This is a genomic window from Petrotoga halophila DSM 16923 (assembly GCF_002924615.1).
In genome coordinates, this window is record NZ_JALY01000056.1 from 41,927 (window position 1) to 63,466 (window position 21,540).

A 21,540-nucleotide genomic window follows, 5' to 3' on the forward strand; every position below is an offset into this window, starting at 1 on the left:
GGTGATAAGTTTGCTATTAAGACTCGAAAATGTCTCACATAATTTTGGTGAATTTTACCTCTTTTATGATGTCGACTTGGTTATAAATCAAAACGATAGGATCGCTTTAATAGGTAAAAATGGAGCCGGAAAAACTACTTTATTGAATATTATTTCAGGAAATATTGAGCCTATTGAAGGACGAGTGCTCAAGAAAAATGATTTAAATATATCTCTTTTAAAGCAATATAGATTAGATTTAAATAAAACAGATCCTACTTTGTATGACTTTTTAAAGGAAAGCGTCTCAAAAATTACACCTGAACACATAGTCGATAAGAACGTTAGGAGTTTGCTAGTGGGACTTGGTTTCGAAGAAGGCCAATGGGACAGAAATGTTTCTGGTTTAAGTGGTGGTGAATTGACTAGATTATCCCTCGGAAAAACCCTTTCTGAAAAAAGCGATTTATTACTTCTTGACGAACCTACTAACCATCTGGATCTCTACTCTATTGATTGGTTAATCAACTATCTCAAAAATTACAAAGGTGCAATGGTTATCGTATCCCACGACAGGACATTTTTAAAACAGTTGTGTAACAAATATTGGGAAATAAACAATTCAAAGATTTGGGAATTCAAAGGAACCTACAAAGAATACATCCAATCACGTGAAATTTATATAAATTCAGTAAATTCAAGAAAACAGAACGTAGAAAAAGAAATCGAAAGACTCGAAAAAATGATAAAGCGTTACCGAAGTTGGGGAACAGAAAAAATGGTCAGGCAGGCAGTAATCCGTGAAAGAAAATTGGAAGAGTTGAAAAATGAACTCCAAGAGATTCAAAACATCGAAGAAGAAAAAGGTATAGACGTAAAGATCCCCCAACCCACAAAAACTGGTTACAAGGTAGTAGAGGTTAAAGACCTATCTTTTTCATACAACGAAGAACAAAAATTACTAGAAAACATCTCTTTTGAACTCTACGAAGAAGAAAAATTAGCTATATTAGGAAAAAATGGGTGCGGAAAGAGCACTTTATTAAAATTATTGATAGGTGAATTAGAAAATCATGAAGGGAACATTGAATGGGGATACAATATCAAAATCGGATATTTAGATCAAGTTATATCTAATCTCTCTCAAGAATCTGACGTGTTGAATGAAACGTGGGAATTGGTAAAGGATTGGAAAGATTTCGAAGTAAGAAAGTATCTTGGGAGATTTGGATTCTATTCTAGTGAAGTGTTCAAAAAAGTAAGCGAACTCTCTGGGGGAGAACTCACCAGATTGGCATTAGCTAAAATTTTACTTGAGAAACCAAACGTTTTGATATTGGATGAACCTACCAATCATTTGGATATCCTAACAATTGAAAGTTTGGAACAAGCACTCAAAGAGTACACAGGAGCCATCATCTTTGTCTCACATGACCAATCTTTTATTGAAAACATCGCCAACAAATTTCTTTTAATAGACAACGGGAAATCCAAAATATCTGAAAATATTCAATCTCTTTTAGAAGAAATAAAAAATAACTCTTTTAAAATAAAAAAAGAAAAAAAAGTAAACAAAGAATACGAACAAAATAAAAAAAGAAAAAACAGAATAAAAACTTTAAACAATGAAATTTCAAGAATCAGGGCGGAATCGGAACTGTTATTTGAAAAGTTAGATTCAGTTGAAGCTAAACTTTTTGAGCATGGAGACGATTATAATAAGGTGTTAGAATTAATTGAAGAAAAAAACAAATTAGAAAAGGAACTTACAAAACTACAAAAACTGGAAAGTAAATATGTAGAAGAATTAAATCAACATACTAAAATCTCAAACAATAATTACGGAGGATAATTATGAAAGGCATATATTCAGATCAAACTAACTCCTATTTTTATCCCGAGGAGCCAAGCATAGATGACAAGGTAACGATTAAACTAAGAATTCCAAAATACTTAGGTAAAAGTATTGGAAGTGTTATCTTTACTCCTCAAAAAAATTTAAAAAATTATCAACATAAACCAATGCAACTCTTAAAAGAAACTACTTACTTTTATTTTTTTGAAAGTACTTTCAAAATGCCAGATAGAATTGTTAGGTACCATTTCGAAATAGATTTAATAGAAAAGGGCAAAAAAATGTTCTATGACGCTATGGGTATTGTAGAAAATCGTGCTATTCACGACTTTGTACTCGTCGCAGATTTTAAAACTCCAAAATGGTCCCATGGTTCTATATATTATCAAATATTTGTTGATCGATTCAAAAACGGAGATGAAACAAATGATCCAGTATTCCATGAGTATCAATACGATGGTCAAGAAGTTTTAAAAAAAGATTGGAACTCACTGCCAGATCCTAAAAATGGTCATAGGGAGTTTTATGGCGGAGATTTACAAGGAATTTTAGAAAAGATTGATTACTTAAAAGATTTAGGAGTGGAAACGATTTACCTAAACCCTATCTTTGTTTCTCCAAGTCCGCACAAATATGATACTCAAGATTACGAACATGTAGACCCTCATTTTGGGGTTATAGAGGAAGATTCGGAAGATCTGAACGAAAAGTACAAAGTCAGAACTACATCTATAAAGAACCTTGAAAAAAGCGATGAAATTCTAAAGCTTTTGATTCAAAAAGCCCATGAAAAAGATATAAAAATTATTTTAGATGGTGTTTTCAACCACTGTGGTTCTTTCCATAAATGGATAGACGAAATGAATTTGTATGGTGAAGGTAGTCTACATAACGAAGATTCTCCCTACAAAAGTTATTTTTACTGGGACAGTGCTCAAAAGAGCTATGAGGGATGGTGGGGCTTTCACACCCTACCGAAATTGAATTATGGAAATATTAGTTTATGGAAATACATCGCGGATATCGGGAAAAAATGGGTTAGCGAACCTTTCAATGCAGATGGATGGAGACTCGATGTTGCAGATGATTTAGGCAAATCTTTTGAGATGAATACGGCTTTTTGGAGATTCTTCTACAAAGTTGTAAAAAAGTCAAATCCTGAATCTATAATATTTGCAGAAATTTATAAATCACCTCTTGCTTGGTTAGAAAGAAAATGTTGGGATTCTATAATGAATTATATAACCTGTATGGATCCCGTTAGTTATTTTCTTACAGGCATGGAAAAACACAACGAGAATCACAAACCTGAGCTCTTTAAAAATGCTGAGTATTTCGTTAACTCAGTGAGATGGGCTTTATCTCAATTACCTATGAATAGTAAATTTATTGCATTAAACCAACTAAGCAACCATGATCATTCTAGATGGATGACAAGAACCACACAAAAAGTTGGGAGATTGGGACCGCAAACTCATGAAGAAGCTTCCCTTGGAAAGGATTTAGATGTTTTCAAAATAGGATTAGTCACAATGTTTACTCTTCCAGGATCACCAGGATTATTCTACGGTGATGAAATAGGTTTGGAAGGTTGGACAGACCCAGATAATAGGAGACCTTACCCTTGGGGAAAAGAAAGTGAAGAAAATAAAATGTTGTTTAATTTCACAAAAGAATTAATTAAAATGTACAAAGAGCATTCTGCATTGAGAAAGGGATCTTTTGATTTTCTTGATTGGAATGGTGGATACGTATCTTACGCTTCATGGAATGAAAGTGAAAATATAGTCACCATTATAAATAGAGAAGAAAAAGAGATGGATGTTGAACTACCATTATGGCTACTCGATAAAAAAGAAGGCAATATAACTCTTTTATTCTCAACAAAAGATTTCAATTTAGAAGATAATTCTTATAATGATGGCAAAAAATCTCTGAAAATCCCAGAGAAAACTGCCCTTGTATTTAAAATTAATTGATTCGCTTTAGTTACATATATGGCTTTTTTCTAATGTTCTGTTATCTCACCCTTTAAAATATTAATTCCGTGTGGGATAAGATCCTTAACAGCTTCAAAACATTCTTTAACCGCCTTAGTGCTACCTGGAAAATTGATGATTAGAGTAAATTTTCTAATGCCACAAACTCCTCTAGAAAGATATGCCATTGGGGTATTCTCTCCTGTGGCATATCTGATTTTTTCCGGAATTCCTGGAACCTCTTTTTCGATAATGTTTTTCGTAGCCTCGGGTGTAACATCTCTTGGAGCAAAACCTGTTCCTCCTGTTGTGAGTATTAAGTCTGCAATATTATTGTCGGCTACTTCTTTTAATTTTTGTTCTATTTCTTCTTTTTCATCTGGAATTATTAGGTAAAGAGTTTTAATCCAACCTTCCTTTTCAACCATCTTTATTAGTAATTCACCACTTTTGTCTTGTCTTAAACCCTTTGATCCTTTATCACTTATTGTTATTATTGCTACTTTAATCATGACTTCCCCCCCTACTCTGATACAATCGTTAATTTATCACCCGGAATCACGATGCCTCCTTCTAAAACTTTGGCGAAGATCCCCTCTGTCAGCATTATATTATCAGGATTGAATTCTCCTGCTTTCCCTATTTCGGTAATTTCGAGTAATACACTTTCACCTACTCTAAATTTGGTTCCCACAGGATATTTATATAACTCTATCCCTTCTATGGTTATATTCTGTGCGAAGTTGCAATATCCATCTTTTAAATTTAAATTCTTTTCTTTCACTATCTTTTCAAGGCTTTCTATGCCCAACAGACTGACTTGCCTATGACTTTTTCCTGCATGATAGTCACCCTCAATGCCATAATTAGTTATAATGTTGATTTTATCTTGTTCTTTTTTGAGCATTCCTCTTTTTTCACATTTACAAACTTTGACTACTTTACCTTCTCTACTCATCGTTTTCTCTAACATAAGTTCCACTTTTACCTCCAGTCTTTTTGAGTAATTTTATATTTTTAATCACCATATCTTTATCTACAGCCTTACACATATCGTACACAGTTAAAGCCGCTATCGAAACACCAGTAAATGCTTCCATTTCAACCCCCGTTTTGCCTGTTGTCCTCACCGTTGCGTAGATACCTAAAGTTGTGGCATTTTCAAATTCAAATTTTATATCTATGCCGGTTATCAACAAAGGGTGACACATGGGGATTAACTCAGCTGTTTTCTTAACACCCATAATTCCAGCCACTCTTGCAGTTTCTAAAACAGCTCCTTTTTCTATCTGACCATTCTTTATCCTTTCAAGGGTTGATTCTTTTAGCTTTATTTGTCCATAGGCTATAGCTTCTCTTTTGGTTTCGCCTTTATCTGTAACGTCAACCATCTTTGCTCTACCTTTTTCATCTATATGGCTGAATTCTTTCATACCTATCCTCCAATTTGGGACATATTTTTCTTTGGGAAGAAATTATTTTTGTAAAAGTTGTGACTAATGGGTTTAAGAAGAAGAGCTTTTTCAAACTTTTCTCTCACACCTTCTGTAGAGATCTTCCCATCTTCATCGCGCATATTTACTTCAACATCGCTGGCAAGACAAGGCCTCAAAAATCCATCAGCGGTTAATCTCATCCGATTACATGTTGAACAAAAATTATGACTAATAGCGGTGATAAAACCTACAGTTCCCTTTGCCCCAGGGACTTTGAAATCCTTTGAAGGGCCATTATTTTTTATATTTACAGGGACCATACCCATCTTATTGATAATTTTTTCCTTGAATTCGTTTAGAGGTACATAATAATTACCAGAAAGAAGGCTTGTTTCACCCATAGGCATATATTCAATAAATCTCACGTGTAGATCTTTATCCTTTGTGAGTTCAACAAAATTTTCCAATTCGCTATCGTTTAAACCCTTCATCACAACGGTATTAATCTTTACTGGATTTAAGCCAACTTCAAGTGCTGCTTTAATCCCTTCAATTGCTTGTGAAAACTCGCCCCTTCGAGTAATTGTTTTATAGGTATCGGGATTTAAAGAATCAAGACTTATGTTAACCCTAGACAAACCTGCCCTTTTTAAAGCAAAAGCATATTTTGGTAGAAGAACACCATTGGTTGTCATAGTAATATCTTCAAGTGCAGAAATTTTCCTTAACTCCTTGATTAAATCTACTACGCCTTGCCGAACAAGAGGTTCACCACCTGTGATACGAACTTTTTTTATACCAAGTTCAGTACCTACTTCAACAATTTTGATTATTTCTTCGTATCTTAGAATACTGCTATGGGGCTTGAAAGTTACACCTTGGGGTGGCATACAATAAATACAACGTAGATTACATCTATCTGTTATCGATATTCTAAGATAATCGATACTTCTTCCGTATTTATCAATCATTATAATTAAACTCTCCTTTTTAAGACATTACTTCTCCTGTATTATCTGTCCTATAACCACCTAATGTAATTACTTGGTTTTTAAACTTTTCAGAATTAATAACCTCTATAATTTTTTTCATCCTTCTATCTTGTAGAAAGTCAGTTGGAATTATAAAATCATATCTTTCTTCTAAAAGAGGTATAAAATCCAAATCCATAGCATCGGCAGCTGCCTTTATCCCTAATCCTACATCTGCAGATTTATTCGCAACGGCTGCTGCAACAGCAGTGTGGGTGAATTCTTCTCTCTCATAACCCCTAATTGATTTTGAAGGTATCCCCTTTTTATTCAACCAATAGTCTAGTAATACACGCGTACCTGAACCTTTCTGTCTATTGATGAAGTTAGTATCTGGACGGCTTAAATCCTCTATCTTTTCCAATCCCAAAGGGTTACCTTTTGGTACAATTAAACCCTGTTGCCTCCAAATTAAATTCACCATAGTTACTTTTTTATCACCTAAAATCTCTTTAACGTAAGTTTTATTATACGTTCCACTTTGTGGATCCAAAAGGTGGGCCCCTGCCAAATGACACTCACCTCTTTTAAGCGACATCAACCCTCCCATACTCCCCACAGATTGAATGTTAAAGTCAAATCCAAGTTTTTCAGATTTTATTTCATTAACCAATATGTCTAGTGAGTAATCATGGCTTCCAATGAACAACACGTTTTTTGAAATGGAGGAGATGGGTTTCAAAATATATATTTTCACCTTTTCGTTGATACCTATTCCTTCAGATTTTTCTGGGACAGGCATAATACCATCTGCATTCACCAGTGACTCCATGGCAGCCGATCCCCTTTTTCTGGGAACCGCTACGTATTCTCCGTCAATAAAAGCTAAATTAACCCTTAAAAATTCTTCCAACCCAACTTGTGAAGGAACTTTTCTACGAACAAATGCATTTATATATGGCATTTCTGGAACGCCCAAACTTTGCATCTGATACACAAGTGTCCGTACAAAAATATAATAATTCAGCAACGCAGATAGGGGATAACCAGGTATACCAATCACCGGCTTGCCTTTTATAATACCTAGAATAACTGGTTTACCTGGCATTATGTTAATCCCATGCACAACAACTCTTCCCACCTCATTTAAAATTTTCTCAGTGTAATCTTCCCTACCGGCAGAAGAACCAGCTATAATGACCAAAATATCGTTTTTCTCTACCTCATCCAACACTTTTTTCTTGAGATCTTCATATTTGTCAGGGAGGATCTCTGTAATTGAAACTTTTGCTCCCCATTGTTCGCCATAAATCTTCATTATAGTCGAATTGAAATCCACAAGTTGGCCTTTTTCTGGTTCCTGGTCGGGAGGAATAATTTCGTCACCCGTTGGAATGATTCCTATCAAAGGCTTTTTTTTAACGTTGATTTCTTTCACACCTGCTTCTAATAAAGATCCTACATCATAAGGCCTTATCATGTGATTTACTGGGAACATTAATTGCCCTTTCATTACACTTTCTCCAATAGCTCTAATATTTTGCCATGGTGTAGCGCTTTTTTCTATAATGTAAAAATCGCCTACATCATTTATTTCTTCTATTTTTATAACCGCGTTAAATCCTTCTGGTATCGGATCGCCAGTATCAACTATAACCGCATCTAACCCTTTTTTCAACATTAATGGATTCGTTTTACTGGCTCCATATGTATTTGAAGCTTTAACTGCTATACCATCCATTGCGGAAGCATAATAATGTGGCCCAAACCTTTTTGCATATATAGCTTCTCCTGTAACTCTACCGCTAGAATTTTCAACTTTAATATTCTCTGTTTCAACAGAATAATCTTTGAAAATCTTAAAATATTCCTCCATAGCTTTTTCTAAAGAGACTTTTTCTAAATATATTTTACTCATTTATCCACCTTCTTGAATTCAATTTACTACCTTGAAAAGCTCTTATATAGCGTCCCTTCGCCCCGCTCCCCACCCGGACGTTAAGGGGTAAACCCCTTAAAAACCCCATAATCAAGTTCAAAATCAAAATCATTTAAAAACATGGTTTGCACAGTGACGCAAACAGGGCTCCGCCCTGTAACCCATATCCTGCCCATAAGGATAAATAGAACTAATATAAATAGACAACTACCGTTTCCTCTTTATTGAGCCCTTCTTTGTTAGCTTCTATTTTTATATAACCGTCGGCATAAACAAATGTAGATATCATTGCTGATTCACCGACTAATGGCTCCGCAATGTAATTTCTTTCAGCACTTTCAATCAATCGAACTGGGACATATTCTTCTCTCCCTTTATCTGAATCTAGGTTTCTACTTAACTTTGCTTTAATATTACATTTTATGCTTTTTTCTCTTATACCTATTATCTTCTCTACCAATGGTTTAACAATCACCTGGGTAATGATAAAGGATGATGAAGGGTGGCCGGGTAAGCCTAAAATAGGCTTGCCTTCAACTACTGCAAAAATTGTAGGTTTACCGGGCTTGATCGTAATTCCTTGAGACAATACACCAGGTTCCCCTAAAGAATTCAAAACTTCTACCGTCATGTCTTTGACTCCTACAGAACTACCTCCAGAGATCAGAATCAAATCGCAATCTAAATTGTTTTTTATATTTTCTCTCAAAAAATCAAATTTATCTGGAATTATCCCAACGTATCTAATTTCTGCACCTACTTCTTCTAATGTTGTTCCTATTGTGTAGCTATTTATATCCCTGATTTCACTGACTCCAGGAACACTTTCAGGGGAGACTAATTCGTCTCCTGTGGCAATTACAGCTACTTTTGGTTTTTTATAAACTTCAACATCAGTTAGTCCTAAGCCTGCTAGAGCACCTACATCCTGTGGCCTGATCTTATGGTATTTATTTAAAAGTACCTTCCCTTTAGGAATATCTTCACCCTTATAAACTACATTTTCACCGACTCCGACAGAACGATTGATTTCAATCATTTTTTCGCCGACGTAATCAACATATTCTACCATAACGACAGCATTTGATCCTTCTGGCAACATTCCACCCGTTGGAATTCTTACAGCCTCACCAACTTCAACCTTTACCTTTGTTTCTTGTCCCATAAACACTTCACCTTTAACGTTCAAATAGATAGGCATACTTTCGGAGGCACCAAAAGTATCCTCCGCTTTCACAGCGAAACCATCAACAGTTGATCGGCTAAAAGGTGGAAGATCGATGGGAGAAAATAAATCCTCCGCTAAAATTCTCCCATTTGACTCTTTAAAGTTTATCGTTTCTGATGGTAACGAGCCCCTATTTAGGTTTTTATCAACAATTTCCCAAAACATTTCTGGGGTATTTAAATCCAAGAATTCAGACATACTTAGCCTCCGTCTTTATTTGAATAAACCAAGCTGACAGTACCGAACTTTGATGTTTTGATCATCCAACAATTTCCCGAATTTAGGTAATTTGATATTCAATGCTTTACAGATAGCGTGTGCATTAAAACAACTCACTTGTTCAAAATTAATCTTGAATTTCATACTGTTTCCGTCTTTGATTAACTCTTCAAGGTTTTCTCTATCGATTATAATATCGGCTTTACTTTTGGCTTTAGTTGCCGATTCTTTTTCTTGTGTATCATCAGAATCAATGTAAAAAACTAAAGTTGGTCTAACAAAATCTAGGATACTGTTTCCTTCAATGATCAAATATTCTATATCCTCATCTAAGAGCTTGCGTGCCCTTCTATAACCTTCCAACAATCCTTCATAATTTGTTTTTAGTAAAATTACATTTTGCGCTCCAGATTCTTTAAAAAGCGAAGTATCTTTACCTTTCTCGTTGATAATTGAAGGATCATCCGTAACTTCTATTTCCTTATTATTTTTATGGAGAGATGTTTTTATCACTCCAACGTGACAGTTTAAATTCTTTATCATTTGTGAAATTAAAGTAGATTTACCTACATTACTCGATTTTCCACCAACAACGATCGTAACCAAAAAAAGTCCCTCCCATCTTAGTAAACATGCACCGCAGAGGCTTTGAATGTAACAAAAACCTTTTTATTTTCTACTAAATTTAACTCTTTCAACGACTGCCTTGTTATGTACACCACCAAAGGAATACCGATATCCACAGTAATATGAACTATGGATAATTGTTCATAAATCCGTTTTATTACTCCAGGGAAAACATTCCTAGCGCTTGAATCAAGAGGATTTGTAGATAACAATATATCTTCAGGTCTGATAGAGATATTAACGTTCCCTTTCTTTTCAGTAGCCACCCTTATTTTCAATCGATTTACTGAAACATAGGTATCAGAATCATCATTAATTATTTCTCCTCGAAAAATATTTCTAACCCCTGTAAATTGAGCAACAAAATCAGAATTCGGTTTGTTGAACACATCTTTTGAATCACCATCTTGAATGATCTTCCCATCTTTCATTATAGCGATTTTATCCGCTAAAGAAAATGCTTCGTTAAAATCATGTGTTACATGAATTGTAGTAGTCTTGAGCTGTTTATGTAAATTCTTCAAATCTTCTATAAATTTTTCTTTTGTTTGAGGATCTAATGCACTTAAAGGTTCATCTAACAACAAAATTTGTGGAGAAGTAATTAAAGCCCGTGCAAGAGCTACTCTTTGTTTCTCTCCTCCACTTAAATTCTTCGTTTTTCTTGTGAGTAAATGTTCTATGCGAAAAAGATCTACTATGTTGTTTAATAGATATCTAATCTCATCTTTTTTAACCTTCCTGGATTTTAATCCAAAAACAATATTCTCTTCCACATTGAGGTGTGGAAAGAGCATGTAATCCTGATAAACCATTCCAATATTTCTCTCTTCAGGAGGTAAATTTGTAATTCTTTTCTCATCAATAAACACATCCCCAAAGTCGGGTTTTATTAAACCTGCTATAATCTCAAGAATCACTGTTTTACCTACACCTGTTGGCCCTAAAATCACAAAATACTCATTATTTTCTATATTCAAATTGATATCTTCTAAAGAAAACTTTTTAAATCTCTTCGATATATTCGCGATTTTAATCAAGTTCGTTTTCCTTCTCTCGACCTTCCACTGAATTCTTTCTGTTTATGAGTGTTAAAAAGATAAACACAATGAGACTTGTTATAACCATGATGGCTGCAACAGGGCTCGAATACTTCAACCCAAAAGAAGTAAACCTCTCGTAAATAAGTACCGACGCCGTCATTGGATGATAAGCTAATATAACAACTGCTCCAAATTCAGATAATCCTCTTGCCCACATCATAAGTGAACCAGAGATTAAATGGTTAAAATTCAAAGGTAGCGATACTCTGAAGAAAGTTCTGGCAGGGGACGAACCCAAACTTCTAGCAACCTTTTCCAATTTAACATCGATAGATTTGAACCCTTCTTTAACTTCATTCACCAAAAAAGGCATACTAACAAACATCATTGCAACAACTATTCCTGCAAATTCGCCAACGAACTCTATTCCAAATATCGAGAAGAACCTTCCTAGAAAAAATTTACGACCAAAAACCATTAAAAGCGCTATTCCAGCGGCTGTATGTGGTATTATAACGGGGATATCTATTAAACTTTCAACAAAAGATTTACCAAAAAAATTTTTACGAGCAAGCAAATAAGCCAAAGGCACCCCTAGCAATATAGAAATTAAAGTTGCAGCCAACGATGCACTGAAAGTAAGCAATATGGAACTGTAAACTTCTTCTTCCTTTACAGTGTCAATAAGAACTTTCGGCTCAACTCCAAAGATAAGCTTAGCTACTGGGGTAGCTATGAAAAACAACAATAGTATTCCCAAAAAACTAAGTATTAATTCGAACCATGCTTTTTTAATCATTCGCTCCACCTTTTAAGAAGTCTTGAATCTCGTGAGGAGCTTTTTCAATGTTTACACCTTCTGGAGGATTAATTGGCGGTTGCCCATTTTCTTCCATGATGGCTTGTCCTTGTTGGCCAATGACGAATTTAATGAAAGCAATTGCTCCCTGTGGATTTGGAGCGTTCTTAGGAATGGTTAAAGCATATACCATAGGTTGCCCCACTTGCGTTATCATCTCACCTGGCTCTTTACCCGTTACATCAAAAGAAGCTGTTGCATAAAAATCGGCATATTTTGTACTTTTTAAATTAATTTGTTCTGGTAATCCCACGTAGGGCATTTGATGTTGCAATGCCACAGATTTGTAAATGAAAATATAATCCAGTTCTCCTGCCTCTAATAATGCAATTAAATCTGTTTCTTTTGGTCTAACGTTTTTTGGTGGACAGTTATCAGCAAGTTTTTGATATAGATTATCCACTCCATAATATTTTTCTGCTAATTTCCAAACAATCTGACTTCTGTATCCACAAGGATCGGCATTTGGATCCGAATGACCGTACTCAACATCTGGTCGCAAAAGAATCTCATACCAATTGTCAGAATTAATCTCATCTTTGTAACGAGAATCTTCTGTGTACATTATTACCATCTCGTTGTTGGCAAAATTTATGTACCATTCTGTATACTTTGGGACCATCAGATTTTCGATGACGGTATAATCCGCAGAACCTATAACGTCCGCTTCTCTTTCAAGATCGGTAACCTTTCTAACAGCTTCTCTACTTCCCGCTGCTTCCCTAATAACATCTGTTCCTGGATACTGGCTTTCAAACGCTTTTTCAATTTGTGCAAAGGGAACGCTTAAAGATCCTGCATGGAAAACTATAATCTCCCCGGTTATCTCTTCACCCATCATCAATGTTCCAAATAAAAAAACGAATAGTATAAATATGTACCTATAAAAGCTTTTCATTATTTTCTCTCCTTATCGAAATTTTTTAAAGGATCAAGGAAAGGAGAACAGTTTAAAAAAATTAATGACAAAAAAATGAAAAAACCGGCGTGTGAAGACACCGGTTCATAATGTGTCTCCTTTCCTAATGCGGGAGGCATAGAAGTTTCCTTCTATACCCTATCGTCTAAGTCACCATAGAATAAATTCCTTAGGTAACATAGATCGAAGACATAATAAAATGTATATGAAAAAAAAATTGTTTTCAAAAGAACTCGAATATTAAAGTTATATATTCACAACTTCTCTCGTAGGAGCTTTAAACATCGAATAACTTAACGCACCTTTTATTGCTTCATTCAATAGATGACTTATATCCCATTGATTTTTCATCGCTGCTAAATAAACTCCAGGATTTAGAACGTCTCCAACAAAGACAAAACCAACAAGTTTGCCATCTCTCACCAGGATTTTGTGGTAACTTCTGCTTTCTTTTTCCTTATAAACATCGTATGCATCTTCTTTACTAATACCCCCAGTGAAAACAACTTCTCCAAATAAATTGACTATGTTTCTAGATACTTCTTTGGGATATTTCCAAGAATAACCTACCATATTGGTGGCAGCTATCCTTGACTGTTCCATCGCAACAGGCCACAAGGCATGCATTTCATATTCATCTGAAATTAGATCTTTGGTTTCTGTTACGTCTCCTGCTGCATAAACATCTTTAACAGAGGTTTCCAGATATTCGTTTACTAAGATGCCAGTGTCACATTTAATAGGCGTTTTTTCGAGAAAATCTATACTAGGCCTAACTCCTTTTCCAACAACTACACAACTACCTTGAATTATTTTGCCTGATGTAAGAAAGACGTTTGCGTGATCTCCTTTTTCTTGAACCTTCGTTATGCTTTCACCCGTGATTAACTCCATTCCGTTTTCTATTGCCCTTTCGGCAATAAATTCAGAGCCTTCTTCATCAACAATCTGAGACAACATCCTAGACGATCTTATAACAAAAGTAGCAGGTATATTAAGTTCTGCTAAGGCATCAGCAATTTCAGAATTAACCAATCCAGCACCAGAAAGTATAACTCTTTTAACGTCACTTTTTTTTAACTTATCTTTCAATTTATCCATATCTGAAAGATTTCGCACCGTTAGCACTAGCGGAGATCCTTCTAATTCCATATCCGGAACATACGGTTCCGCTCCAGTTGCTATCAACAATTTATCGTAGGAAAATGTTTTGTTTTGAGCAGTTTCTACCTTTTTTCTTTCAACGTCAATGTTGACAACCCTTTGCCCCAGTAGAAGTTTAGCCTTAGATGGATGGGGAAGAAACAGATAATCTCTTTTTTTCACTTTATTTGACAATAAATAAGGTAGAGACATTTTACTATAGGGAAATACTTCTTCAGCGGATAATATAGTAATTTCCCCTTGAGAATCCAGAGATTCTAATGTTTGAGCAGCATTTAAGCCGGCTGCACTAGCTCCAATGATAACGTATTTCATTTTAAAATCTGGACCTCCAATGCTTTAAGTTTTTCTTCTGTGGGAACACTGTCTTTATCCCATCCTCTTAACTGATAGTATTCATCCAACATCTTTCCAAGATCCTCTACATGGCCTTTTGAAGGACCCGTTTTGATTGGTTCATTTAATATTCTTGGAGGTAAGGTATCATCCTGTCTTGTAAAACCAGCTTTAAGATTGAAAAGCTTTTCAATATTCCAAATTCTTTCTCCAATTTTCATGAACTCTTGGGCATCTATTGAAAAACCTGTTGCAGTTGACACCATCTCGGCTAACTCATTAGCACTGAGACCAAAAGTCGTGAACAAACATATTCCAGAAGAATCAAGTGCACCGGTTAAATCTTGTAAGGTTTTAATTATAGCCGCTTTGCCTTCATAAGCGTACTGATCAGCATCTCCCAATACCTCTACGGCTGTTCCATATCCTCTGACGTGGCAAGCACCACGATTACTAGTAGCATATTCTAAACCCATACCTTTGATACCCCTTGGATCGTATGCAGGGAACTCTTGTTTCTTCGCCGACATAGAAAGTTCCGGATGACCATAATGTTCCGCTAAACGATAGGAGCCTTGAGCTAACAATTTACCAAAATCTCCTTCTTGTTTGCACGCTAATTCCACAGCTTTTAACATAGCTTCTGCTGAACCAAATCTAAGCTCAAAGGGGGCATCTTCCTTGGGCATATATCCTTTTTCGTACAATTCCATGGCACAGGCGACCGTTGAACCCATAGAGATAGTATCGATTCCATATTTATCACAAAGATGATTTGCACTTATCACCGCATCAAGGTCTGAAACACCACACATTGCTCCGAATGACCAAACTGATTCGTATTCTGGACCTCCCCCAATACTACCTTTATATGGTCCACTTTTTACTACCGTTACTCTACCACAAGCTATTGGACACTCCGCGCATCCTTCATTTCTAATTAAATTTTTCTCCCTTAGAGTTTCTCCACTGATTTTATTTGCCTCTGGAAAATAAGCATCTTGGGCATTATGAGTTGGAAATGCACCAACACCATTGATAACATTTACCAACATTGCGGTACCTAACATTGCAGCTCCTTGCCCAGCAAAGGCGTCTTTACTCAAAATATCTCTGGCCTTATAAATTGCTTTCATAAAAGCTTCAGGATCAGCTACTGTAGTATCTTCATTACCTCTGACGGCTATACCTTTTAAATTCTTGCTTCCAACTGCCGCACCAACCCCAGTCCTTCCAGAAGCTCTATGACCATTGAACATTACGCTAGAGATACGAGATAATTTCTCACCTGCTGGCCCAATCGTCATGGTTTCAGCCAAGGGATGTGTTTGTCCTCTGATTAGTTCATCACTTTCGTCAGCCAATTTTCCCCATATTTCCTTTGCAGATCTGATTTCTACTTTACCTTTGTTAATCCATATATAAACAGGTTCAGCTGATTTCCCTTCTACAACTATCATATCGTATCCTGCATGTTTCAAAGCGGGTCCAAAATGTCCACCTGCATTAGAACACGCAATAGCTCCATTCAAAGGACCTTTTGTGATTACCATAGTTCTTCCAGAAGAAGGAGCTAATGTTCCATCTAAAGGACCCGTGGCAAAAATGACTTTATTTTCTTCAGAGAGAGGATCTACCTTCGGATCTATTTCTTCCAACAACAAGCGAGTTCCATACCCTCTGCCTCCTAAGTATTTCTGAGCCCATTCTTCATTCAATGCTTCACTTTTTACCTCTTTGGTTGTTAAGTTTACTCTCAATAAATTACCTTTGAATCCACCTTTTATCATATTAAGCTCCCCCCTTTACTAAATCTTTCGCTATTTCTTTAAGGCGGGTGGCAGTTTCCTGTACTTTCACATTTGTGATATCTTCTACTTCTTCGTAAGACAAAGCACCTGGATAGCACACCTTAATACACGCTGGATCTCCACCACAGTTATCGCATTTTATAACCTCTTTGCCTGTATGATCCAATTTTATGGATCCCCATGGACATGCTACGATACACTGTTTACATCCGATACATTTTTCCTTGTTAAGTTCTACCACACCTGTTTCAGGGTTCTTAGTCAATGCAGAAGTAGGACATACTTCTTCACAATACGCTCTCTCACATTGCAGACAAACACTTGGAACGAAGGTTAAATCTTCCCAAAATTCATTTACTTTGATTCGAGAGTCAAGGGGGTTAAACTTTCCCGTATGCTCAAAAGAACAAGCATACTCACATGCCCTACATCCCGTGCACTTTGCCTGATCCAACATCAATACTTTCATGTACACTCCTCCTTTGGTAGTTTTAGGATGTTAACTAAACTGTATTTACTTGAAAAAAACAAAAACATTGTTACATTAAAACCCAGCTTTTTGAAAATTTATATTGTAATTATTTTAACTCTTATGTTAAAAAATGTCAATTCGATTTATTGACAATTAGAAGCGTCTAGGGGAGATTATTTTCAATTAGAAGGCAATTCCTTTTAAATGAGTGCTTTTCTTAATCTTATCTTGAAAAACAAGGATTAATAGAGGAATGAAAGTCTTATTTTTCATTGAAGGTTAATTATTTCAACGGAATAATCCTTTAAATCTATGAGTAGTAACTTGTTGTCGAGGGTATCTTTCCTTCCAGTTATTACTTTAATCGCTTCTATTACTTGAAGAGATGCCATAATCGATACTACAGGTGAGACAACAGAAACCTTTTCCTTTGTTGTATCTACTTCTCCGAATATATCTTTTAAAGACAAAGTTCTACCCGGTATTATAGTTGTCAATTGACCATACCATTGATTAACCCCTGCATGTATATAAGGAACGTTGGATTCCCAAGCAAGTTGTTCCAGAATATATCTCGTTTCGAAATTATCAAGAGCGTCTAATATGACGTTCACATCTTTTGATATTTTACTCTTTTTTGAAATTTTTTCTACCTTTGTTTCTATTATCGTAGGCAAATTAAAAGATTCAAGAATTTTTTTAGCTTGATCGACTTTGTACTCACCAATGCTATCCATCCCATATAGTACTTGACGATTTAGGTTAGAAGGTTCAACCTTATCATAATCCACCAAATATATTTTTTTTACACCAACCCTTTGTAATTCCAACGCCTGGTGGGTTCCAAGTCCTCCAGCTCCTCCAATATAAACAACAGCTTGTTTTAACTTTAAAGCCTCCTCTTCTGAGAACAACACTTTTTGTCTTTCCAAGTAATCCATATCATCCTCCTCCAGAAGGCGGAAAAATTGTTATTTCGTCTTTATTTTCTACCAACGTATCAAGCCCTTGTAAATGGCGAACATTTCTTCCATTTAATAATATAATCGTACCGCTTTTAAGTTCCTCATCTTTTAGTAGTTTTCTACTAAAATAATTATCGAATTCTTGATCCAATAATTTCATTATTTCTTTAATGGTTTTCGATTCTGATAATTGGTAATCAACTTCATCCTTTTTCAAGTCAAACTTTATAAGGGAAAAGAATTTTATTTTCAAATCTTTTCACTCCTTTCCAAATTTATTTCCAATTTTTGAACATCTTCCTTATAATTTATATTGAAAAACAATTTCTCTGGCTCTCCAATTTCCCTTATCACGGTTTCCTTTATTATTCTAACGTTTACTTGAGGAAAAAAACTCTTCAACTTTAATTGATTCCTTTTTAGTGAATCACTGATAAAAGGCAAACATTTTTTGCTATAAACAGCAGCAAGTGGCTCAAGGTAAGAATTGTACGAGGGTACAAGAAGGTCATAATCTTTCTTTTGTAACTTCACAAATTCAAAAAACTCTCTTGTCAAAAAGGGCATATCACAGCCTGTTAAAAAGTTGTACTCGCTATCAGAACAGATTAAACCGGTAAGTAAACCGCCTAATGGACCTTTATTTGGTATTATATCCTCACAAAAAAATACACCTTGCAAAAAAGTATACTCTTTTACATTCCCTATTATGTATACTTTTTCAAATACATTTTTTAGACCTTGGACGATATGTTCTATCAAAGGTTTACCGTTAATTGTTTCCATTGCTTTATTAGTTCCAAATCTGCTACTCTTGCCTCCTGATAGAAGTAAAGCGTTCATCAATTAAAACCTCTCTTTGTGAACTTCTTTTTTCAACCTTCTCCAAATTAACTGGGGTTATTTTTAATTCGGGTATCTTTGCTTTTAAATCATAAACACGATTGGTAAGTCTATTGGCTGGACTTTCCGCATAGTGAAAAGGCATGAAAAGTTGGCCAGGTTTAACTCTTTCTCCAACTTTTGCATAGGTTTCAACCGTTCCTTGAGACGAAGTTATCCTAACTTTATCTTTGTCTTTGATCCCCAATTTTCTTGCATCTTCTATATTTATCTCAACATATGCGTGTGGTTCATGCCTGTTAATAGGATCGGATCGCCTGGTCATTGTACCCGTATGAAAATGGTATAACATCCTTCCTGTCATTAATATAAAATTGTACTTTTCATCAGCTTTTTTTTCTGGCGGAGTAAACTCAACTGGAAAAAATTTGCCTTTCCCGCGAGAAAAACTATCTTTATGCAAATATTTTGTACCTGGATGATTACTATCAGGACAAGGCCATTGCAAACCACCTTTCTCCAATCTTTCATAACTTATTCCACCATATAATTTTGATACTCGTGCAATCTCATCCATAATTTCAGAAGGAGAATTATATTTCATTTCATAACCCATTTTTTTTGCCAAAGTAGTTAATATCTCCCAATCAGCTTTAGCCCTTCCAGGAGAGTTGATTGCTTTTCTCACCCTTTGTATACGTCGTTCGGTATTTGTAAAGGTACCTTCTTTTTCGGCAAATGATGCCGCTGGCAAAACCACGTCTGCAAATTGTGCGGTTTCGGTCAAAAATATATCCTGAACTATTAAAAAATCCAAACTTTCTAAAGCTTTTTTAACATGGTCTTGATCTGGATCGGACAAAAAAGGATTCTCACCCATTATGTAGAGAGCTTTTATCTTTTTACCTGCTTCTTCAAACATTTCTGTTAATGTCAATCCTTCTCTATCAGTTAATTTTACACCCCAATAATTCTCAAACTTTTCTCTAATTTTGGGATCACTGACTTTTTGATAACCAGGATAAACATCAGATAAAGCCCCAACATCACAAGCACCTTGCACGTTGTTTTGTCCCCTTAATGGATTAACTCCTGTGCTTTCAAACCCAACGTTCCCAGTTAAGAGTGCAAGATTCGTAAGAGAAAGTACGTTGTTAGTTCCGTATTTATGTTGAGTTATTCCCATAGCAAAATATATAGCTGCTTTTTCGGCTGAACCATACATTTTTGCAGCCTCGATTATCTTATCTTCCGGAACTCCTGTTATCTGGGATACTTTAGATGGGGTATAACCTTCTATTATCTTTATGAAACTTTCAAACCCTTCCGTTCTTTCTTCAATAAATTTTTTATCAAGTAACCCTTCGTTGACGATAACATTCATCATTCCATTTATTAAAGCCACATCTGTCCCTGGCTTTTGATTCAATGAAATATCAGCAATTTCAGAAAGTTCTATCTTCCGAGGATCTGCTACTATTAAATACGTGCCGTTTTTCTTTGCCCTTTTTATCTTGCTTCCAATTACCGGGTGATTCTCTGTTGGATTTGAACCTATAACAAATATTACATCACTTCCCTCTATTTCTGATATAGAGTTGGTCATGGCTCCCGAACCAAATGCCATTCCTAATCCAACAACAGTGGATGCATGACAAAGTCTGGCACAGTGATCTACTGAATTCGTACCAATTACTGCCCTCATAAATTTTTGCATAATATAGTTTTCTTCATTCGTACATTTTGCTGAGCTCAACCCCCCTATTGAATCACTTCCATACTTTTCCTTTATATTCAATAGTTTTTCTGCTACATAATCCAATGCTTCTTCCCAACCAACTTTTTCAAAATGTCCATTTCTCTTTATCAAAGGGTCGGTCAATCTATCAGGGTGATTGACAAAATCATAACCAAACCGGCCTTTCACGCAACTTTCTCCATGGGGGTTTGGAGAGTTTTCGTTGTAAACCGAACCAACTTGAACTATCTTATTATCTTTAGTTCTCAATTCTAATTGACAACCAACCCCACAGTAAGGACAGGTTGTTATAGTTTTTTTAAATTCGTAATAACGTCCTTTTCCATTGGAAGGAATATAAGTAAGAGCTCCTGTTGGGCATATTTCAACACATTGCCCACAAAAGACACATGGAGAATCCTTACCCCCTAAATCTTCATCAAATGGGGGGCTAACTTTAGTTTCAAAACCTCTATTGACAAAATCCAATGCGTTGCACATTTGAATCTCTTTACATGTTCGTACACATTTACCACAAAGTATGCATTTGTCTGGATCGAGCTGTATAAATTCATTATCAGCTTTTATTTCAAAACGTGGGAGTTTCTTTGTTCCGAAGGTGGATTCTTTAATTCCATATTCGTAAGCGAGATCTTGAAGAACACAGTTCCCATTAGCTTCACATGTCATACAATCCAATGGATGATCAGAAACTAGTAAATCTACAACCGTCTTTCTAGCCTCGATAACCCTTTTGCTATCCGTTAAAATCTTCATCCCATCAGTTACTGGAGTCACACAAGAAGCAACTAATTTATGATTGTTTTCCATTTCTACCAAACACATTCTACAAGAACCTACATCGGATAAATGTGGACTATGACATATGGTGGGGATATAGATACCGTTTTGTTTTGCCACCTGGAGTATAGTTTGACCGGGCTCGGCTTCGTATTCATTATGATTTATAGTAACCTTCAAAACATAAGACCCCTTTCATTATTAAATTTACGAAAAATTCAATATCAAAAAACAATATTCTTAGCGGTGAAAATATTTACAATAACTTCTTCATCAACTAGTTGAAGTTTATCTGTAATATTATATCTCGTAATTCCTTTTGAAGAATAAGAAATATAGAGATATCCATCCTTACA

19 protein-coding genes and 1 riboswitch are annotated in these 21,540 nt (G+C 35.5%); of the genes, 2 read left to right on the top strand and 17 right to left on the bottom strand.

Annotated elements, in window-relative coordinates; translation table 11 throughout:
• The first annotated feature begins 1 nt into the window (after position 1).
• A complete protein-coding gene (gene abc-f / locus AA81_RS02725) occupies positions 2–1,831 on the top strand; it encodes a ribosomal protection-like ABC-F family protein (RefSeq protein ID WP_245863382.1) in 1,830 nt (609 codons plus the stop codon).
• Between the two features lie 2 nt (positions 1,832–1,833).
• Complete coding sequence (locus AA81_RS02730; RefSeq protein ID WP_103898113.1) at positions 1,834–3,813, top strand: glycoside hydrolase family 13 protein; 1,980 nt, start codon at positions 1,834–1,836, stop codon at positions 3,811–3,813.
• A gap of 29 nt (positions 3,814–3,842) precedes the next feature.
• On the opposite strand, the gene AA81_RS02735 is transcribed toward AA81_RS02730, so the two are convergent.
• From AA81_RS02735 to fdhF, 17 genes are all read right to left on the bottom strand, one after another.
• Complete coding sequence (locus AA81_RS02735; protein WP_103898114.1) at positions 3,843–4,325, bottom strand: MogA/MoaB family molybdenum cofactor biosynthesis protein; 483 nt, start codon at positions 4,323–4,325, stop codon at positions 3,843–3,845.
• Between the two features lie 11 nt (positions 4,326–4,336).
• Positions 4,337–4,786: an MOSC domain-containing protein gene (locus tag AA81_RS02740; RefSeq protein WP_342750112.1), complete on the bottom strand. Its 450-nt coding sequence runs from the start codon at positions 4,784–4,786 to the stop codon at positions 4,337–4,339.
• Positions 4,764–5,246 (bottom strand): cyclic pyranopterin monophosphate synthase MoaC, encoded by a 483-nt coding sequence (moaC, locus tag AA81_RS02745; protein ID WP_103898115.1) that lies wholly within the window; start codon positions 5,244–5,246, stop codon positions 4,764–4,766. The genes AA81_RS02740 and moaC overlap by 23 nt, the downstream gene beginning before the upstream one ends.
• Positions 5,247–5,248: 2 nt before the next feature.
• Positions 5,249–6,220, bottom strand: a complete 972-nt coding sequence (moaA, locus tag AA81_RS02750; RefSeq protein WP_103898116.1) for a GTP 3',8-cyclase MoaA — start codon at positions 6,218–6,220, stop codon at positions 5,249–5,251.
• Positions 6,221–6,239: 19 nt separating this feature from the next.
• Positions 6,240–8,138 (bottom strand): molybdopterin biosynthesis protein, encoded by a 1,899-nt coding sequence (locus AA81_RS02755; RefSeq protein ID WP_103898117.1) that lies wholly within the window; start codon positions 8,136–8,138, stop codon positions 6,240–6,242.
• 211 nt (positions 8,139–8,349) lie between these two features.
• Positions 8,350–9,585, bottom strand: a complete 1,236-nt coding sequence (locus tag AA81_RS02760) for a molybdopterin molybdotransferase MoeA (RefSeq protein ID WP_103898118.1) — start codon at positions 9,583–9,585, stop codon at positions 8,350–8,352.
• A 15-nt stretch (positions 9,586–9,600) separates the two neighbouring features.
• Complete coding sequence (locus tag AA81_RS02765; protein WP_103898119.1) at positions 9,601–10,212, bottom strand: P-loop NTPase family protein; 612 nt, start codon at positions 10,210–10,212, stop codon at positions 9,601–9,603.
• A gap of 17 nt (positions 10,213–10,229) precedes the next feature.
• Positions 10,230–11,273, bottom strand: a complete 1,044-nt coding sequence (gene wtpC / locus AA81_RS02770) for a tungstate ABC transporter ATP-binding protein WtpC (protein WP_103898120.1) — start codon at positions 11,271–11,273, stop codon at positions 10,230–10,232.
• Positions 11,266–12,075 (bottom strand): ABC transporter permease, encoded by an 810-nt coding sequence (locus AA81_RS02775; protein WP_103898121.1) that lies wholly within the window; start codon positions 12,073–12,075, stop codon positions 11,266–11,268. Before AA81_RS02775 ends, wtpC begins: the two co-directional genes overlap by 8 nt.
• On the bottom strand, positions 12,068–13,033 hold the full coding sequence (wtpA, locus tag AA81_RS02780) for a tungstate ABC transporter substrate-binding protein WtpA (protein WP_103898122.1): 966 nt from the start codon (positions 13,031–13,033) through the stop codon (positions 12,068–12,070). The genes AA81_RS02775 and wtpA overlap by 8 nt, the downstream gene beginning before the upstream one ends.
• A gap of 100 nt (positions 13,034–13,133) precedes the next feature.
• Positions 13,134–13,255: riboswitch (molybdenum cofactor riboswitch) on the bottom strand.
• A gap of 45 nt (positions 13,256–13,300) precedes the next feature.
• Entirely contained in the window at positions 13,301–14,533 is a 1,233-nt protein-coding gene (locus AA81_RS02785; RefSeq protein WP_103898123.1) for an NAD(P)/FAD-dependent oxidoreductase, read from the bottom strand.
• Complete coding sequence (locus AA81_RS02790; RefSeq protein WP_103898124.1) at positions 14,530–16,344, bottom strand: aldehyde ferredoxin oxidoreductase family protein; 1,815 nt, start codon at positions 16,342–16,344, stop codon at positions 14,530–14,532. Before AA81_RS02790 ends, AA81_RS02785 begins: the two co-directional genes overlap by 4 nt.
• A 1-nt stretch (position 16,345) precedes the next feature.
• Entirely contained in the window at positions 16,346–16,834 is a 489-nt protein-coding gene (locus tag AA81_RS02795; RefSeq protein WP_103076303.1) for a 4Fe-4S dicluster domain-containing protein, read from the bottom strand.
• Between the two features lie 272 nt (positions 16,835–17,106).
• Positions 17,107–17,778 (bottom strand): HesA/MoeB/ThiF family protein, encoded by a 672-nt coding sequence (locus tag AA81_RS02800; protein ID WP_103079464.1) that lies wholly within the window; start codon positions 17,776–17,778, stop codon positions 17,107–17,109.
• Position 17,779: 1 nt separating this feature from the next.
• Entirely contained in the window at positions 17,780–18,055 is a 276-nt protein-coding gene (locus AA81_RS02805) for a MoaD family protein (RefSeq protein ID WP_103079465.1), read from the bottom strand.
• Positions 18,052–18,645, bottom strand: a complete 594-nt coding sequence (locus tag AA81_RS02810; RefSeq protein ID WP_103898125.1) for a molybdenum cofactor guanylyltransferase — start codon at positions 18,643–18,645, stop codon at positions 18,052–18,054. Before AA81_RS02810 ends, AA81_RS02805 begins: the two co-directional genes overlap by 4 nt.
• On the bottom strand, positions 18,611–21,364 hold the full coding sequence (fdhF, locus tag AA81_RS02815) for a formate dehydrogenase subunit alpha (protein ID WP_103898126.1): 2,754 nt from the start codon (positions 21,362–21,364) through the stop codon (positions 18,611–18,613). The genes AA81_RS02810 and fdhF overlap by 35 nt, the downstream gene beginning before the upstream one ends.
• Positions 21,365–21,540: the final 176 nt, after the last annotated feature.

Excerpts from the sequence above, each read along its gene's own strand:
- AA81_RS02730 (WP_103898113.1), top strand. The coding sequence starts at position 1,834 with ATGAAAGGCATATATTCAGATCAAACTAACTCCTATTTTTATCCCGAG.
- AA81_RS02735 (WP_103898114.1), bottom strand. The coding sequence starts at position 4,325 with ATGATTAAAGTAGCAATAATAACAATAAGTGATAAAGGATCAAAGGGT.
- AA81_RS02740 (WP_342750112.1), bottom strand. The coding sequence starts at position 4,786 with ATGTTAGAGAAAACGATGAGTAGAGAAGGTAAAGTAGTCAAAGTTTGT.
- moaC (WP_103898115.1), bottom strand. The coding sequence starts at position 5,246 with ATGAAAGAATTCAGCCATATAGATGAAAAAGGTAGAGCAAAGATGGTT.
- moaA (WP_103898116.1), bottom strand. The coding sequence starts at position 6,220 with ATGATTGATAAATACGGAAGAAGTATCGATTATCTTAGAATATCGATA.
- AA81_RS02755 (WP_103898117.1), bottom strand. The coding sequence starts at position 8,138 with ATGAGTAAAATATATTTAGAAAAAGTCTCTTTAGAAAAAGCTATGGAG.
- AA81_RS02760 (WP_103898118.1), bottom strand. The coding sequence starts at position 9,585 with ATGTCTGAATTCTTGGATTTAAATACCCCAGAAATGTTTTGGGAAATT.
- AA81_RS02775 (WP_103898121.1), bottom strand. The coding sequence starts at position 12,075 with ATGATTAAAAAAGCATGGTTCGAATTAATACTTAGTTTTTTGGGAATA.
- wtpA (WP_103898122.1), bottom strand. The coding sequence starts at position 13,033 with ATGAAAAGCTTTTATAGGTACATATTTATACTATTCGTTTTTTTATTT.
- AA81_RS02785 (WP_103898123.1), bottom strand. The coding sequence starts at position 14,533 with ATGAAATACGTTATCATTGGAGCTAGTGCAGCCGGCTTAAATGCTGCT.
- AA81_RS02790 (WP_103898124.1), bottom strand. The coding sequence starts at position 16,344 with ATGATAAAAGGTGGATTCAAAGGTAATTTATTGAGAGTAAACTTAACA.
- AA81_RS02795 (WP_103076303.1), bottom strand. The coding sequence starts at position 16,834 with ATGAAAGTATTGATGTTGGATCAGGCAAAGTGCACGGGATGTAGGGCA.
- AA81_RS02800 (WP_103079464.1), bottom strand. The coding sequence starts at position 17,778 with ATGGATTACTTGGAAAGACAAAAAGTGTTGTTCTCAGAAGAGGAGGCT.
- AA81_RS02810 (WP_103898125.1), bottom strand. The coding sequence starts at position 18,645 with ATGAACGCTTTACTTCTATCAGGAGGCAAGAGTAGCAGATTTGGAACT.